Genomic DNA, 16498 nt, shown 5'->3' on the forward strand with positions numbered 1-16498 from the left:
TTAAAAACAATTCTTAACAAGACTATTATACGTTCTTTAAAGACTTTCGTCAATAAAGAAATTAGTTTTTATCATCTGATTTCTTGTCATCAGATTCTTTTTTGTCTTTAGATTCTTTATCATCTGATTTCTTATCATCAGATCCTTTTTCATCTGTCGCTTGATTAGCATCTGTTGGCGCAAATTGAGACAAGACATTTGCAAATGAATCATCTTTGATTTTAACGTTGGCTTTATCAAGCGCTTCAGAAATCACAACATTTCTAAAAGCAGGGTCATTGGTTTTTTGAGTAACAAACATTTCTTTCAAACGTTTTTTATAGGTTTTCCAATCAGCATCTTTGTCAGCTTTTTTAGTTGTTTTAACAATATAGTAGTTAGTTCTATAAGTTGAAGTATCAACGATTGGAACTACTCCAGAAATACCGTTAACATCAAGAGCAAATGCTGTTTTCATCACATCTGGCAAGACCTTGTTGTCAGCAGAGTCAAAGGTAACTTCAATATTATCTTTATCTAATGATTTTTCTTGAGCGATTTTAGCAAAATCTGCACCTTCAGCTCTTACTTCTTCTAAAGTAGCATTTGCAGCTTCTTCTGAATCAAGAACAATTACTTGAGCTGTTGTTTCAGGAGTATAATTCTCATAAGCCATTTGGTAGGCTTCGTCATTTAACTCTTTTTCAGCCGCCTTGTTAATAGCATATTCAAGTAATTTTTCAAGACGAATGGTTTTCTTATATTGTTCAGCAGTTGTTCCTGCTTGAGCTAAAGCTTGTTCAAACTGATCACCATATTGTTTGGCATTTTCATTATAAGCATCAGTAACTTCTTTATCTGACACTTTATCTCCGTATTGATCTTCAAATACACGTTCCAAAATCAAGGTTACCATAGATTGTTGAGCAGCGGTTGAAGACTTGACTTCATTATAAAAATCAGAAAGTGTGATGGTATCACCTTTCATAGTTGCTAACTTATCATCAGCACCCTTACTTGTTGAACAAGCTGCCAATGTAACAACTGATAACAAGGTTACTAAACCTGTTGCAAATAGACGTTTTTTCATTATTAATATTACTCCTTATTTATCATTAACTTCATTATTATACCATAATGTCTTAAAAAAAACTTAATCTTCTATAGTAATCGCATCAGAATTTTTTCGTAATAACAATAGCCCATCTCCTAAAGGTAGAATGGTTGCTGTCAACTCTTGATGCTGTAAGGTTGTTTCAAATAATTTTTGTAAGCCACGGTAGATTGTTCTTTGACCACGACGAACATCTTCGATAGGTTTAACAATATCACCACCTTGAAAAACATCATCAAAAACAATGACACCACCGACTTCTAAATGTTGTAAGATATCAGGCAAAAAGACGATATATTTTGATTTGGCTGAATCCATAAACACAAAATCAAAGGTGTCTTCAAGAGTTGCTAAAAGGTCACTCGCATCACCTTCTAAGAGTGTGATTTGTTTTCTGGTATCATACTTAGCGAAATTAGTTTTTGCAAACCCAATCATTTCTTCATTTCTGTCAATCGTTGTGATTTTAGCGTTTGGAGCATTTTCTGCCATTAATAATGCCGAAAAACCAATAGCCGTTCCTACTTCTAGAATCTTTTTAGGGGATAGTGTTTGCATTAAAAATCTAAAGTAGGAAACAATTTCAGGCTGGATAATGGGAATGTTTTCTTTTCTTGCAAAGTCTTCTAGCACTTTTAAATGACCAGTATTGTCTTTTTGAGCCGTTCTCATGAATGTCAGAATATCGTCTTTTATGACTGGGCGCCTCATATTATGATTGGCATTTTTACTGTATGATTTCACCATGATTTTTTATTATTACTTCTCCTATTGGATTAACTTGACTTTAAAATAGCTGTTTGATTTCTTCTAATGTTTTAATGTGCTGATTATCTTTTGAGGTTTCTATACCAAGATTAATACTTTTGATGCCACTATTTACTGCCAATTCTTTATCTAATTTACGATCGCCAATATAATAGGCAGAGGCCTTGTCAAAATGGTATTTATCAACAAGGTAATCAACCGCTTCTGGATCAGGTTTACGCTTAAAACCTGAATCCCCCGTCAATACTTCCTCAAAATAATCAGAAATCCCTAGTTTTTTTAAAACGGAAAATGTATTATCCCCCTTATGGGTATACATGAAATTCTTAATGCCTTGTGAGCGTGTCCATTCTAAAATAGAAAGAGCACCCGGCATTAATCGAAACTCATCATCTCTTTTTAGAACATCTTCTGACATCACTTTTTTAATGAGTTCAAAAGAAATCCCAGTTTCAATAGATTTTTCAAATAATAATTTACCGATAGACTCTTCTAAGATAAACGTTTTGATAGGTTCTCTTTCAAATGACCAGTTAAAGTGTTTGTAAGTCACTTCTATTGAAGCAAGCATGGCATCATATGAATCGATTAAGGTGCCATCTAAATCCCAAATAAAAGTCGTCATGCGGTAATCCTTTCTAAATTGATCCAGTAACGCGCTAATTTTTTACCATCAGCCGTAGTGATAATATCTTGTAATTTCCCACCGACTTTCTCAATAGCTCTACGACTAGCAATATTATCTTCTAAGGCAGTGATAAAAATATCATAAATATGTCTTTCTTTATATCTTTCAAAAGCAAAAAATAATAGTTTAGTAACAATCCCTTGCCTACGATAAGAAGAAAGGGTGGCATAGCCAATATGACCACCTATTTCAGACAAGTTTCCTTTTTCTAGTTCCCAACGACACGAAATTTTAGCTAAAATCTCCTGATTACGAAAGTAATAATAGGAAGTCACCGTTGACCAATCAGGTTGGTCTGATAATGTTTCCAATTGTTTGGTTTTTTGGTAAAAACTAGAGTAATCATCAATTAGTCTTGTTTCTATAAAAGGATTCCCTGCTTCTTTTTCTTCGGTCAACAAGTGATTAAAGGTGTTAAAAGCTTTTTCATCTGATAATCGAAGGGTTCTAATGTCATCCATACCTTAGCTCCTTTTCAAAGATTGTGAGGAATTGTTAACGGATTACTTTTTTAACAAGTTCTTCAAAGGCATCTAAGCGTTCTTCAAAAACGTTGAAGGCTTCATCTAAATAGTCAGTAGCTGTCATATCCACACCAGCTTTTTTGATAACATTTAAAGCATAGTCTGAATTGCCTGCTTTAAGATAGTTCAGGTAGTTTTCTTTATCTTCTTTTGTACCATGAACAATCTTGTTAGCAAGATAACTTGCTGCTGCAAAGCCTGTTGCGTATTGATAAACATAGAAATTGTAGTAGAAATGAGGTATTCTAGCCCATTCGTATTGAATTTGTGGGTTATCTTCTTTGGCAAGTCCATAATATTTTTCGTTTAAATCAGCATATAACTCATTTAAAAATTCACTGGTTAATACTTCACCATCTTGATCGGCCTTATGAATAGCTTCTTCAAATTCAGCAAATTGTGTTTGTCTAAAGACGGTTCCTCTAAAGCCATCCAAATAGTGGTTTAAAATGGCAAAACGTGTGTGATCATCCGTCACTTCTTCTAATAATTTTTCTGTCAAAATATTTTCATTGGTAGTTGAAGCAATTTCAGCAAGGAATATACTGTAATCCCCATAAACATAAGGCTGGTTTTCACGCGTAAATACAGAATGAAGACTGTGGCCAGTTTCATGGACTAAGGTATAGAAATTATCGAGATTATCTTGCCAGTTAAGTAGCATAAAGGCATTGGTATCGTATGAACCGCCTGAATAGGCACCAGAGCGTTTGCCTTTATTTTCATAAACATCAATCCAACGTTCACTAAATGCTCTCTTAACACGTTCTGAGTAGTCTTTTCCTAAAATCGCCAAGACTTCTTCTGATTTTTTCAAAGCCTCCTCATAAGAAATACTCATGTCAGTTTCTGCTAAAGGTGTATATAAATCATACATTTTTAAATCATCTAGACCTAAGATTTCCTTACGGAGTTTGATGTAACGATGTAGTAATGGCAGATGTTTGTGAACAGCCTTTACTAAGGTGTCAAAAACAGTTTCAGGAATATGATTTTGTGCCAAAGCAGCTGCCCTTGCTGTTTTATAGTTTCTCACCTTAGCATTTAAGTTATGAACCTTAACATTGGTTTGAAGTGTCTTGGCATAAGTGTGTTGGTACTGTTCATAGACACTGTATAAGGCTTCATAAACAGATTTTCTGACCTCTCTGTTTTTTGATTCCACTAAGCTAATATAATTTCCGTGTGAGAGTTGAACATCGTTGCCGTCTTCATCTTTAACCATTGGAAAAACAATGTCGGCATTATCTAAGATGGCAAAGGTTTCAGCTGGTGATTCAAAAATTTCGCTGGTAGCTGCCAACAACGCTTCTTCAGCTTGTGTCAATACGTGCTCTTTTTGTTTTAATAACTTATCAAAATAGTGAGCATAGTCGTTTAATTTTTCTTCTTCCTCAAGAAAACGCTCATAATCAGCCTTTTCTAAGGTCATGAATTCCGGTTCATAAAAGGCAAAAGTTTCATTGAATTTAGCAAAAATAGCCGTTGCTTTTGCTTGAAATTCTTGGTATTTAGCTACAGTTGTGTCTTGATCATTTTTCATAGAAGCATAGACATAAACTTTTTCAATACGACGCATGATGTCTAATTGAGCTTCAGTGACCGTTAATAATTGACGACTTGAATCAAGTAAGTGACCCTCATATTGTTTAGCAGCGTCTAACTCTTTAGATATTAATGCTAACTCTTTTTCCCATAAATCATCTGTCGCAAAAATGGTGGTTAAATCCCATTTGTATTCTTCATTGATATCTTGTCTATTATGACTCATAATCCTCTCCTTTGTATCTCTTTTTACTTATTGTATTGTATCATAAAATTTTGGTGGGTATAATGTTTGGTGACTTTTATTTGCAATTTTTTGATAATAACTTTCAAAAGCAGAATAATAAGCGCTTAAATCGTAAACAACCTGAACAAAGCCTTTATCACAAGTAAGGGGTCTAACTTGAGGAAAAAATTCATCTAAATCCTTCAACAAAAGATTATCACCGTTTTGATAGGCCACTTCTTGTTTTTTTAACCATTTTGGTGATTTATAATAAAGCTGTTTTTGAATATAAAAAATAAGGTCTTCAGCCATTTTAACCTGATAACTACTCATTTTTTGTTGTTGAAAAGGAAATCTCAAGAACGTCAACAAATCACCAGTAAAAGAACAAGTTTTTTCAAGGTAATGAAGAGTTCCTTTTAAATCCTCATAAATAAGATACTTTAATCTCAAACACTTTTGCTTCAAATCAAGCTCCCACAGATGAAAACCTATATTATTAGAAAAATAAAGAAATTGTTTTTGTAAAGAATTAATACGGTCTTTAAGCCAGAGTTTCTGGCCTAAAAGCCAAAGAACGGTAAAGTTGTTTTTTTGATAGCTTACTGTTCTTTGTCGTAATCGTTTTTGTGATAGGGGACTGCACTGAATTTCTAAAGCTAATGATTGGTTAACTAGTAGATCAGCAATTTGATTGAGTTTTGGTAAAACGGCTTCAATAATCACTTGATCTTGTTTCACTAAGGAATGATACAATTCTGATTTTAAGCCTATATGTTCATCGCTTTCGTTTTCATAAGAAAAAAGACAATCTTTTAATTGTACATGAGCAAAATGTGCTTTATAAATTTCACCAAACCTTAATCTGACAGCTTGCCTACAAGCACAGCAAGTAAATTTCTCTTTGATCAGTGCTTTTTTATCAAGATAAGATATAGTGATTAGATTGATTCGTTTTCCATTTTTATCATTTGCTGTCAGCATAAATCCCCTTTTTGGTTTGTTTATCTTACTATTCGAAAAAAAGATGAGTCTTCTTGACTCATCTTTCATTTCTTATAGTTCTGAAGCAGCATCCTCGTCAACAATAATGTAAACTTCTGGATGATTTTGAAGCACACTAGCTGGTACTTCTTTAGTCACCGGACCATTAACTGTTTTGGCAATAGCATCCGCTTTTGCTTGCCCATAAGCCATTAAAATAATTGTTTTTGCCTTTAAGATTGAAGCAATCCCCATCGAAATTGCTTGTCTAGGAACATCTGATTCGTTTTCAAAAAAGCGTGCATTAGCTTTTATAGTATTTTCTTGTAAGTCTACCAAATGAGTTTGTGTGTTAAATGATGTCCCAGGTTCATTAAAACCAATATGACCATTATTACCGATTCCTAAAATTTGCAAGTCAACAGGATACTTTTCAAGAATAGCATCATATTCTTTGGTATGTGATTCAATATCAGTTGCCATACCATCAGGCAAGAAACTCTCTTTAAACGGTTTCTTGTCAAATAAATGTTCTTTCATAAATTGATAATAGGATTGAGAATCTTCTTTTGACAAGCCCACATACTCATCTAAGTTAACACTTCTCATGTCAGTAAAATCTAAGTCGCTAGCAACCATTTTATTGTACAGTTCAATTGGTGTACTACCTGTTGCTAAACCAAGCGTTTTAGCACCATTTTCTATTTTTTCTTTTAAAATATCAAAAGCAACTTGAGCACCTTCTATTTGATCTGTCACTTTAATAATTTTCATGATATCCTCCTTTTGGTATAGACTAATTCTTAATCTTATTATATGGTATATACCAATTTTTGTCAATAATTTCTTTAAAAAGTGTTATAATGAAAGAGATATTTTACCAAAGGAGAGTTATCTTGAACACAAAGGATTTTGATTTTGAACTACCTGAACACTTGATTGCCCAAACACCGCTTGAAAAAAGAGATGCGTCTCAACTTCTCATTGTTGATAAAACCAAAAAAACGTTCGTTGATAGTCATTTTGATCACATTATTGACGAACTAAATCCTGGTGATGCACTTGTCATGAATAATACTCGTGTATTGCCTGCTAGATTATACGGACAAAAAGACAAAACAAAGGGACACGTTGAACTCCTTCTTCTAAAGAATATAGAAGGTGATTTTTGGGAAGTCCTTGCTAAACCAGCCAAACGTTTGAAAATTGGCACTCTTATCACTTTTGGTGATGGGCGCCTAAAGGCAACAATCACAGAAGAACTAGAGCATGGCGGTAGAATTGTTCAATTCTCCTATCAGGGTATTTTTCTAGAAGTTTTAGAAAGCTTGGGAGAGATGCCACTACCACCATATATCCATGAAAAACTAGAAGATAAAGAACGTTATCAAACAGTCTATGCTAAAGAAAATGGTTCCGCAGCAGCTCCTACTGCAGGCTTACATTTTACAAAAGAACTCTTAGAAAAAATTGAGAAAAAAGGGGTTAAATTAGTCTATCTAACACTCCATGTTGGTCTTGGTACTTTTAGACCTGTTGCTGTGGATAATATAGAAGAACATGATATGCATTCAGAATTTTATTCTTTTTCTGAGGAAGCAGCAAATACGCTTAATGAAGTTAAAGCATCTGGACATCGTGTTATTGCGGTCGGGACAACTTCTATTCGCACACTTGAAACAATTGGCAATAAGTTTAATGGTCAGCTAAAGGCTGACTCTGGCTGGACTAATATTTTTATTAAACCTGGTTATGAATTTAAGATTGTTGATGCTTTCTCAACCAATTTTCACTTACCAAAATCAACGCTAGTCATGCTCGTTTCAGCTTTTGCTGGTAGAGAATTTGTTCTTGATGCCTATCAACACGCCATCGAGCAAAACTATCGTTTCTTTAGTTTTGGTGATGCTATGTTTATCAAATAACACTAAAAAAGCACCTCAATTGTTAGCTTAAAGCCTAACCATTGGGGTGTATACTTTTTGATATCCCAGGATATCTTTTTTTATTATTCTTATGCTTTAGCAGCTTCGTAAAGCTCGTTAACTTTATCCCAGTTAATGACTTCAAAGAAAGCTTTGATGTAATTTGGACGAACATTACGGTAGTTTAGGTAGTAAGCATGTTCCCATACATCTAAGCCTAAAATAGGTTTGAGACCATCTGAGATTGGATTGTCTTGGTTTGCGGTTGAGGTAATTTCTAGTTGACCTTCTTTGTTAACAACTAACCAAGCCCAGCCTGAACCAAAACGAGTTGCTGCTGCTTTTGAAAATTCTTCTTTGAAAGCTTCAAATGAACCAAATGTCTTTTCAATATCTGCTTTAAGTGCTTGTGACACTTCTGTTTTTTCAGGCGTCATTAATTCCCAGAAAAGAGCATGGTTGATATGGCCACCACCATTGTTTATCAAAGCTTGGCGGATATCTTCTGGAATTGAAGTGACATCACTGAGTAAGCTTTCTAAATCTTCACCAATCTCTGGATGTTTTTCCAAAGCTGCATTAGCATTAGCGACATAAGCAGCATGATGTTTGTCATGATGAAGCGTCATTGTTTCAGCATCAATATGAGGCTCAAGAGCATCATAAGCATAAGGAAGTTCTGGTAATAGAATTGTCATTTTGATCTCCTTCTTTCTTTCTAAAAACTACCTTAATCATACCTAAAATAATGATTGATATCAACTAATCTGCTTATCAAGAGTCGTAAGCTTTAAAAGTGCTAAATCAAAAAGATAATCTTTTTCGTATTGACCAGATTTTATTTGATAATCCGTGTCGATAAGATAGTAAAGAGACTGTTTTAAAAAAGTTACAGAGAGCGTTCTAGTATCTCTAAGAGCGTATTTGACTTGATAAGGATTAACACGTCGTCCTAAATAGTGAGACAGTTCGTCAATGATTTGTTTTTCATCATAACCTTCAAGAGATAGTAATTTGACTTGAAGCATAGTTCTTAGTTGACTAATCATGATAGCCAGTAATTTGACCTCATCTTCTCCTTGCAAGATGAGATCATGAACGAGAAGTCTTGCCTCATCAATTTGTTTTCTCATGATAAACTGAGTTAAATCGAAAATATTATCCTTTAACGTCTTAGGTAGAGCATCAACAATGTCTTGGTGACTAATACGACCATTAGTTTGATAGGATTCTAGAAATAAAAGATTTTTCATCATGTCATCAAATTGAACATTTGACCTGATGACTAATTCTTCAAAAACACCAGAATCAAAGACTAATCCAAGTTGGTGAGCATATTTTTGAAAGTACGTTTTAAACTCTCTCTCTTTTAAGGGGTTCGCTTCAAAAATTACTGCATCTCTTTTTAATAATTTCACCACACGCTTTTTACTATCTAACTTACCAGGGGCTAAAATAATTAATTTGGTAGCCTCAATAGGATGCTCAAGATAATTTTCGAACTGCTTGATCTCTTTAGAATCAAGATAAGTCTTCTTAGTCGTAGTTATATCAACAAAATAATCAAAAATGACAATTTTATCTTCTGAAAAAAAAGGCAAACTCTCAAGTTCCATTTGCGCATCTTGATAAACAACTGTAGACATATCAAAATAAGAAATCCCTAAATCATTAGCATGATAATCCAATTGTTCAAATAGAAGATTTTTCATTTGAGCATATTGTCCTTGATCTTCACCGGTTAGTACAGTTATTTGCGCTAGATTAGTTTTTGTTAATTGTGCGATTTTTTCTATAGCTATCATATTTTTATTATAGCAAAAAAATAAGAAAATTTAGCTAATGGGCATTAAAAAGTATCTCTCTTAATTGATAGATACTTATTTTTTTATCATTTGGTTTGACTAAAAATGACAAAATCATGGTGTTGACCATTATAGTATGCAAAATTCTTAATGATTTTATCTTCTGAAAAACCTAAACGTCTTGGTATTTTAAGACTATTATTGTTTTTCTTATCTACTTGTATTTCAATCTTTTTTAATTTAAGACTATTAAAACCATATGCCATTAACCATCTTAGAGACTTAGTCATTATCCCTCTTTTTTCATATTTTTCTGAAAGCCAATAACCTACCTCTGCCTGCTTTGTTATTTGATTAAAATTATGAAAATCAATCATTCCAACAGCTTGTTGATTAACAAGAATGATTAATAAAAATAGTTCTTGTTTTTGCATTTTCACTTTAGCATATCTCAAAAATTTTACTTCATCAGAAACATTAACCATCTGACTAGCCCAAGGTAAAAAAGTCTTTAGTCGATCACGCTCTTCATCGATAATGGTAAATAAATCATCAGCATATTTTTCATCAGGGAAAATTAAAGAAACTTTTTCAGTGTCTGATAATTGATAAAAAAGGCTATCATAAGCGTTTAATTCACCTGTTTTTCTATTAGAATAGGAATCCTTTAACCATGCTTTTTGGTTTAGGGTTTCAACAATTCACCACTTGATAAAATATCATCTAATTCTGGTCTTTCCTTTTCAAAATCTGAAGGGTGAGTTGTCATTAAAACAAAGGCGACAAGATCAGGATTATCATCAAATGTTATCATATTAAAGAAATAGATAAATTTTTCTGATTCACCTTTTTTAACACCACTATAAACTACTTGAGAAATGTGGCTATTTCCTTGATTTTCTAAAACTGATAATGGTTCAACTTCTATAAAATCATTTCGTTTTCCTTTTAAATCATCAATATGGAAATTTAAGAGTTTCTCACCACTATTTAAATCATCATTAAAGTCGATTAAATGGTAAACCATGACACCCATGTAGGTTGAATCATGCCACAATTGCAAATCAAATGGCCCTTGTTCTTCATCGATGCGCCACTTTTTATCTGTCATAAATTGAAGTTCTCCTCCAGAAACGACGTGAGCTTCTTTTGAATTGTTAATATAATCATCAATAACATTCTTTTGATTGGAACAACTGATTAAAATGAAAGAAAAAACAGTTAGTAATATCCCTAAAACGACCTTATTTTTTTTTAACATAATATCTCCTTATTCTTCTTGGGCGAAAACTTGTGTGGCATGCACAGCTTTTTTCCAACCTTTGTACAATTTTTCTTTGAGGTCTTCTTGCATACTAGCTTCAAATAATTGTCCGGTGGCATTTAATTCTTGTAGTGACTCTAAATCTTTCCAATAACCAACTGAAAGCCCAGCTAAAAATGCAGCCCCAAGGGCAGTTGTTTCAAGATTTTGAGCACGTGCAATGTTAATCCCTAGAATATCGGCTTGAAATTGCATTAAGAGATTATTCATTGCTGCACCACCATCAACTCGCAGTTGATTAATATTAATCCCTGAGTCTAATTGCATGGTATCAATAACATCACGCACTTGATAAGCAATTGATTGAAGCGTCGCTTTGACAAAGTCTTCTTTTGTTGTGCCACGTGTTAAACCAAAAACAGCCCCGCGAGCATTGGAATCCCAGTAAGGCGCCCCGAGTCCAGTAAAGGCTGGTACAACATAGATTTCATCTTCATTGGTGGATGCTTTTGCAAGTCCTTCTGATTCGCTTGAGGTTTCAATCATTTTTAAACCATCACGCAACCATTGAATGGCACTACCTGCAATAAAGATTGAGCCTTCTAAGGCATAGTAAACTTTTCCATTAATTCCATAACCAATTGTTGTGAGGAGATTATTATGGGATAATTGCATCTCCTCGCCAGTATTCATAACGATAAATGACCCTGTACCATAAGTGTTTTTTACCATTCCTGGTTCAAATGCTAATTGACCAAATAACGCTGCTTGCTGGTCTCCAGCCATACCAGAAATCGGAACTTCACCACCATAGAAATGAAATGGCGTTGTTTTGCCATAAACTTCAGAATTGGATTTGACTTCTGGAAGCATAGCTTTTGGAATGTTGAGCAGTTTTAAGATATCATCATCCCATTTTAATTCTTTAATATTATAAAGCATGGTACGAGCTGCGTTTGTATAGTCAGTGACATGTACTGCACCATCAGTTAGTTTCCACACTAACCAAGTGTCAATGGTTCCAAATAAGAGTTCTCCTTTTTCAGCACGTTCTTGAGCTCCTGGGACATGGTCCAAAATCCAACGAACTTTAGTTGCTGAGAAGTAAGCATCAACCACAAGACCTGTTTTTTGATGAATCATTTCTGCATGACCGTCATTTTTTAGCTGGTCTGCAAGAGTTGCGGTTTGACGAGATTGCCATACAATCGCATTATAAATTGGAAGACCAGTCTCCTTATCCCAGACAACGGTTGTTTCGCGTTGATTGGTAATCCCAATGGCTTCAATTTGATTTGGCTTAATGTTTGATTCAATGAAAGCACCTGCAATAACTGATTGGACTGAGTTCCAGATTTGATTGGCATTGTGCTCAACCCAGCCAGCTTGAGGGAAAATTTGCGGGAACTCTTTTTGACTGCTACTTACTTTTTCACCTTTTTTATTAAAGATGATGGCGCGTGAACTAGTTGTCCCTTGGTCAATTGCCATAATATATTTTTCTTCAGTCATCTTTCCTCCTTTGAGTAAACGTTTTCTTTTCGATACTTTTATTATACCGAAAATTAAAAAAAATAGCATATCACAACTTGTTAAAGATTATAAAAATTCTGATAAGATTCATTTTGAAGCTTTAAAATACACGAAGTAGCACTTTTAACTCCTATTATGATACTTATTTGCTTAACGATACAAACAAGTGTTTTACATTTTTTGCCTAATAAGCATTTTTAAGATATCCCAGTTTTTACAAGGCCCTTAATAGAATAAGGTCTAAGAAAGGCTTTTCTTAAGTCAGACTTTATTTTATAATAAACATATCATTATAAAGGAGATGCCTCATGGAAGTTATCAAGGACAAAAAAACAATTATCATTTCTGCTCTCTTGTTACTCTTAGCCGTTTTATTCTTTACCAAGGTTAGCTCAGCGCATCAGATACAAGAACTCAATCAAAACACCATTGCTGCTTTAGATGAGAAAAAAGAAAAAGTCATGCTCTTAGCCGCAACATCAACAGCTGCTTCTACTGCTATCACATTAATTCCAGGTGACGTTGGTATGCCGCTAGCTGAAAACTTGGCTGACGTCAGTGACTACCTACTCGTGGTTATTGGAGCCATCTGGTTACAAAAGTATTTGATTGCAATTGCAGGGATGGTTTCTTTTAAATTCTTTCTACCAGTTGCCTGTTTCGGCTTGATTGCCTATCTCTTTACTCGAAGACAGTTTTTCCTTCAGTTAACTTTTAAGCTTGCCTTGTTTGGACTCTTGCTTTTTGGTATTGTTCCAACCAGTGTGGCTATTTCAAATCATATCGAAACAACCTTTCAAGCGTCCATTCAACAAACCATTGAACAAACACAGAAAGAAAATGAAAAAATTGACAAGGAGCTTGAAAAAGGCAAAGACAGTGATTGGTTTTCTGGTATAGTGGATACTTTTAAGGGTCAGACAACTAAAGTCATCAATAACATGGAAAATAGCCTTAGCAATATGATTGATGCCGTTGCTGTTTTCATCGTCACCACTTGTGTCATTCCTGTGCTCGTCTTAATGTCCTTTATCTGGATTATAAACCTTATCTTTGGCTTATCGTTAAATACAGATATCAGGCAATTTAGCTTTATTGGTCAAAAAATAAGAAAACGTAGGAAAGTGAGTAGCGAGTCATAACAAAAAGTTGGGATTATCCCAACTTTTTGTTTTTGAAACAGTAAAAAATGAATTTTTTGTAAAATAATAAGAGAGTCACCAGACTTTTAAACTTAAAAAATCAATCACCTCACCGTTTCAACTGTCCATTGGTTAATCCCTTTAAAACGAATGGCACCATTAGTATCTGTTCTAAGCACATTAATGTTTTCTTCTTTGAAACGTTCCAGTGTTTCTTGATTGGGATGGTGGTAGCGGTTGTTGGCACCAGCTGATACAAGAGCTAATGAAGGTGAAATGGCTTTTAAAAAAGCTGGGGCAGAACTGCCTGAACTACCATGATGTCCAGCTTTTAAGATATCAACTTTTAAATCAGGATAGTGTTTTAAGAGGTCTTCTTCGCCTTCTTTTTCTAAATCACCAGTGAATAGAAAGCTTTTGTCTAATAATTTACCGTATAAAACGATGGAATCATTGTTTTTGCCATCACCTAGCTGATGAGGGTATAAGACTTGTAGCTGACTGTTCATGATTGGTAACGTATCGCCTGCTTTTATAACACGAACATTGACAGCCATCGCTTTCAAACGATTGACAAATTGGGGATTCGTCAGACTTCCCTCACTTACCAGCACTTCACCAATCGTAAAATACTTGGCAATCACCTCCATATCACCAATATGGTCTGTATCGGTGTGTGTCAAAACGAGCTGATCAATTCTACTAACTCCTCTGCTTTTCAGATAAGGAATCAGAGTCCTATCAGCATTTGAAACACTTTGCTTTTTCTGCCATCTTTCTTTTGGCAGAAAATCAAGTTTGCCACCCACGTCAATCAGTAGCGTTTTCCCCGTCATATCCCTAATGAAAAGACTATCTCCCTGACCTATATCAAGAACGGTTACCTCATTTTCTAGAGGGTGTTTTATAGTGGCAAAAATAAGAATGACTCCTAAAATAAGAGAAAGAGCGACCTTTTTCTTGCGCCGATAATCATATAAAAGAACCAAAGCAAGAATTAATAAAAGTAACTGTATCAGGTTTGGCCTTCCAAAAACCAAGGGCTGTCCTAAAATCTGACTGAGTGCTGTAATCATCCTTTCCAACATGATAAAAAATGGATTGAAGAAAGCGAGCGACAGCATGGGTTGAACTAAAAAAGCAAGCGATAAGAGGGGTAATAAAAAGACGTCAAACAAAAGAGCAAAACCAGCTGTTAGGATGATTGAGAAGGGTTGAAAACCAGAGAAAAACCAGATTAAAAGTGGGAGAATCCCTAGAGAAATACTGGTGCTTTCAAGTAATTTCTTGCGGAGTGAACTGGTGTTTTCAAAATTAATCGTGCCGATAATAAAGGCAAAGGAAAAACTGAGGACGCCACCTGTGGTTTGTAGGAAAAAGGGCATCAAAATTAGACAGATCATGAGGGTGATGGCAAAATTATCAAGGCCTTTTATCTGCCATTTTGATAGCAACGCCTGAATCAAACTGCGAATAACCGAGACAGAAAAACCCGTTAAGCCAGCGTAGATAAAGGAAAAAACAGCTTGAAGAACGAGCAAGTGTTCCTGACACAGTCCTAGTCTTAGAAAAAATTGACGAAAATAGCGAAGGAAAAAACCAACCTGCATACCAGATAGAGCAAACAAATGGATAATCCCCAGACTACTGTATAAATTAGTCATTTCGGCAAATGCCTTGTCCAGATAACCAAACAAAAGCCCCGTCATGTAGTGTTTCATCGGAGCGGGAAAATTAGTTTGAATCATAACAATAGCGCGTCGCCTCAGCATAGCAAGATAGGCCAAAGGAGTTCTTGCTTGAACCGTTTTAATCGCTTTTATCTCTTCGATATGAAGCGTTTGATAGATGCCTTGTGTCTTTAAATAGGCTTGATAGTCAAATCCGTTAAAATTACGCTGAGGAGTGGCTTTTTGCGTCTCTCCATCTACCGATAACAGAAGAGGTTGACTATTCTCAGCAAAAAAAGTTTTCTCTTTTTGACTTTTCAACTGGTAGAAGACTTGATAGGTATGACCATCAAAACGACCTTTGAAACTCAGTTGATCACCATTAATAACAAGACTATCTGTCATCATCTGAACCTCTGTCACTTCTCTTAATGCTTCTTTTTCCTGAAACTCACTGTTTTGTTTGATGAAAAGAAAAAAACAACAAAAAAGGCTCAAGAGAAAACCCGTTTTAAAAATTGTTTTGCTAGAATGCTGCTTAACTAGAAAGAAAAGACTTAGTAAAAACCATGCCAAAAGAAGATAGGAAAAGGAAAAAACATTAAAATAGAGTAAAACTATTAAAAAAGCCAAATATATTGGCTTAAGAGGAAACCACTTAATCAAGACTCACCTCTTCTTTTAATTTATCAAACATTTTCTCACCAATGCCACTAACGTTTTTTAACTCCTCAAGAGAACTAAAAGAACCATTCGTTTCCCGGTAGTCAAGAATGTCTTGGGCTCTTTTTTGACCAATTCCTGAAAGCCCCTGCAACTCCTCCAAGCTAGCTGTATTGAGGTTAACTTTCTCTTCAGTGTTTTCCTTTTTTTCTGGAGTGATGACACTGATATTTTCCCCTTGACTAGCAACATAAACCACTTGTTCGTCTATCAATTTTTCAGCAAGATTAATTGATTTTTTATCGGCAGTTTCTAAGAAGCCTCCTGCTTTTTCAATTAAGTCATTAATGCGACTACCACTAGGCATTTGATAGACACCTTCTTTAACAACAGCACCTTTTAAATCGATGGTCACTTCTTGTGTAAGAGTTTCTGAGCCACTGACTTCGGTTGTGGTTGTCTCTTGTGTCACAGGTGTTTCAAGAAATTCGTCTTGTGTGGTTTCTTTATCTGGCATTAGCATGGGCATGACAACACTTAGTGCCAAAACTAAAATAATAGCAACTAAAACCACTACTATTTTATTTTCCTTTATTTTTTCAATCATCGTCTCCATATATCACCTCTCATTTCATTATTCGTAAATAAAAAAGCTTTCCAATTAAGGA

The 16498-nt window shown here is 34.7% G+C and carries 16 protein-coding genes; 2 read left to right on the forward strand and 14 right to left on the reverse strand.

The window, feature by feature from the left end:
* Positions 1-61: 61 nt before the first annotated feature.
* The 7 genes from JHK62_RS02940 to JHK62_RS02970 all read right to left on the reverse strand — a co-directional run bounded on the left by JHK62_RS02940 (position 62) and on the right by JHK62_RS02970 (position 6602).
* Positions 62-1069, reverse strand: coding sequence for a peptidyl-prolyl cis-trans isomerase (locus tag JHK62_RS02940; RefSeq protein WP_199575181.1), 1008 nt, complete (start codon positions 1067-1069; stop codon positions 62-64).
* Positions 1070-1132: 63 nt separating this feature from the next.
* On the reverse strand, positions 1133-1840 hold the full coding sequence (locus JHK62_RS02945) for an O-methyltransferase (protein WP_199575182.1): 708 nt from the start codon (positions 1838-1840) through the stop codon (positions 1133-1135).
* 40 nt (positions 1841-1880) lie between these two features.
* A complete protein-coding gene (locus JHK62_RS02950; protein WP_199575183.1) occupies positions 1881-2486 on the reverse strand; it encodes an HAD hydrolase-like protein in 606 nt (201 codons plus the stop codon).
* Positions 2483-3010 (reverse strand): GNAT family N-acetyltransferase, encoded by a 528-nt coding sequence (locus JHK62_RS02955; RefSeq protein WP_199575184.1) that lies wholly within the window; start codon positions 3008-3010, stop codon positions 2483-2485. The genes JHK62_RS02950 and JHK62_RS02955 overlap by 4 nt, the downstream gene beginning before the upstream one ends.
* A 34-nt stretch (positions 3011-3044) precedes the next feature.
* Complete coding sequence (gene pepF / locus JHK62_RS02960; RefSeq protein ID WP_199575185.1) at positions 3045-4844, reverse strand: oligoendopeptidase F; 1800 nt, start codon at positions 4842-4844, stop codon at positions 3045-3047.
* A 27-nt stretch (positions 4845-4871) separates the two neighbouring features.
* Complete coding sequence (locus JHK62_RS02965; protein ID WP_199575186.1) at positions 4872-5828, reverse strand: competence protein CoiA; 957 nt, start codon at positions 5826-5828, stop codon at positions 4872-4874.
* Between the two features lie 72 nt (positions 5829-5900).
* Positions 5901-6602 (reverse strand): glucosamine-6-phosphate deaminase, encoded by a 702-nt coding sequence (locus JHK62_RS02970; protein WP_199575187.1) that lies wholly within the window; start codon positions 6600-6602, stop codon positions 5901-5903.
* 122 nt (positions 6603-6724) lie between these two features.
* Between JHK62_RS02970 and queA the strand changes: the two genes are divergently transcribed.
* Positions 6725-7753 (forward strand): tRNA preQ1(34) S-adenosylmethionine ribosyltransferase-isomerase QueA, encoded by a 1029-nt coding sequence (gene queA / locus JHK62_RS02975; protein ID WP_199575188.1) that lies wholly within the window; start codon positions 6725-6727, stop codon positions 7751-7753.
* A gap of 89 nt (positions 7754-7842) precedes the next feature.
* Here the strand turns inward: queA and JHK62_RS02980 are convergent, their stop codons facing one another.
* The 5 genes from JHK62_RS02980 to glpK all read right to left on the reverse strand — a co-directional run bounded on the left by JHK62_RS02980 (position 7843) and on the right by glpK (position 12334).
* Positions 7843-8451, reverse strand: a complete 609-nt coding sequence (locus JHK62_RS02980; RefSeq protein ID WP_199575189.1) for a superoxide dismutase — start codon at positions 8449-8451, stop codon at positions 7843-7845.
* 60 nt (positions 8452-8511) lie between these two features.
* Positions 8512-9558, reverse strand: coding sequence for a DNA polymerase III subunit delta (gene holA / locus JHK62_RS02985; protein ID WP_199575190.1), 1047 nt, complete (start codon positions 9556-9558; stop codon positions 8512-8514).
* Between the two features lie 86 nt (positions 9559-9644).
* Positions 9645-10259: a GNAT family N-acetyltransferase gene (locus JHK62_RS02990; RefSeq protein WP_343044338.1), complete on the reverse strand. Its 615-nt coding sequence runs from the start codon at positions 10257-10259 to the stop codon at positions 9645-9647.
* Entirely contained in the window at positions 10244-10819 is a 576-nt protein-coding gene (locus JHK62_RS02995; RefSeq protein WP_199575192.1) for a hypothetical protein, read from the reverse strand. Before JHK62_RS02995 ends, JHK62_RS02990 begins: the two co-directional genes overlap by 16 nt.
* A gap of 9 nt (positions 10820-10828) precedes the next feature.
* A complete protein-coding gene (glpK, locus tag JHK62_RS03000; protein WP_199575193.1) occupies positions 10829-12334 on the reverse strand; it encodes a glycerol kinase GlpK in 1506 nt (501 codons plus the stop codon).
* A 329-nt stretch (positions 12335-12663) separates the two neighbouring features.
* Here glpK and JHK62_RS03005 point away from each other — a divergent pair, with 329 nt between their 5' ends.
* Complete coding sequence (locus JHK62_RS03005) at positions 12664-13497, forward strand: hypothetical protein (protein ID WP_199575194.1); 834 nt, start codon at positions 12664-12666, stop codon at positions 13495-13497.
* Positions 13498-13601: 104 nt separating this feature from the next.
* Here the strand turns inward: JHK62_RS03005 and JHK62_RS03010 are convergent, their stop codons facing one another.
* Positions 13602-15833 carry a DNA internalization-related competence protein ComEC/Rec2 gene (locus tag JHK62_RS03010; RefSeq protein WP_199575195.1) on the reverse strand — a complete coding sequence of 744 codons (2232 nt, stop codon included), beginning with the start codon at positions 15831-15833 and terminating at the stop codon, positions 13602-13604.
* Positions 15826-16446: a helix-hairpin-helix domain-containing protein gene (locus JHK62_RS03015; RefSeq protein WP_199575196.1), complete on the reverse strand. Its 621-nt coding sequence runs from the start codon at positions 16444-16446 to the stop codon at positions 15826-15828. The genes JHK62_RS03010 and JHK62_RS03015 overlap by 8 nt, the downstream gene beginning before the upstream one ends.
* Positions 16447-16498: the final 52 nt, after the last annotated feature.

This window comes from Streptococcus pacificus (assembly GCF_016481305.1).
Lineage (GTDB): Bacteria > Bacillota > Bacilli > Lactobacillales > Streptococcaceae > Streptococcus > Streptococcus pacificus.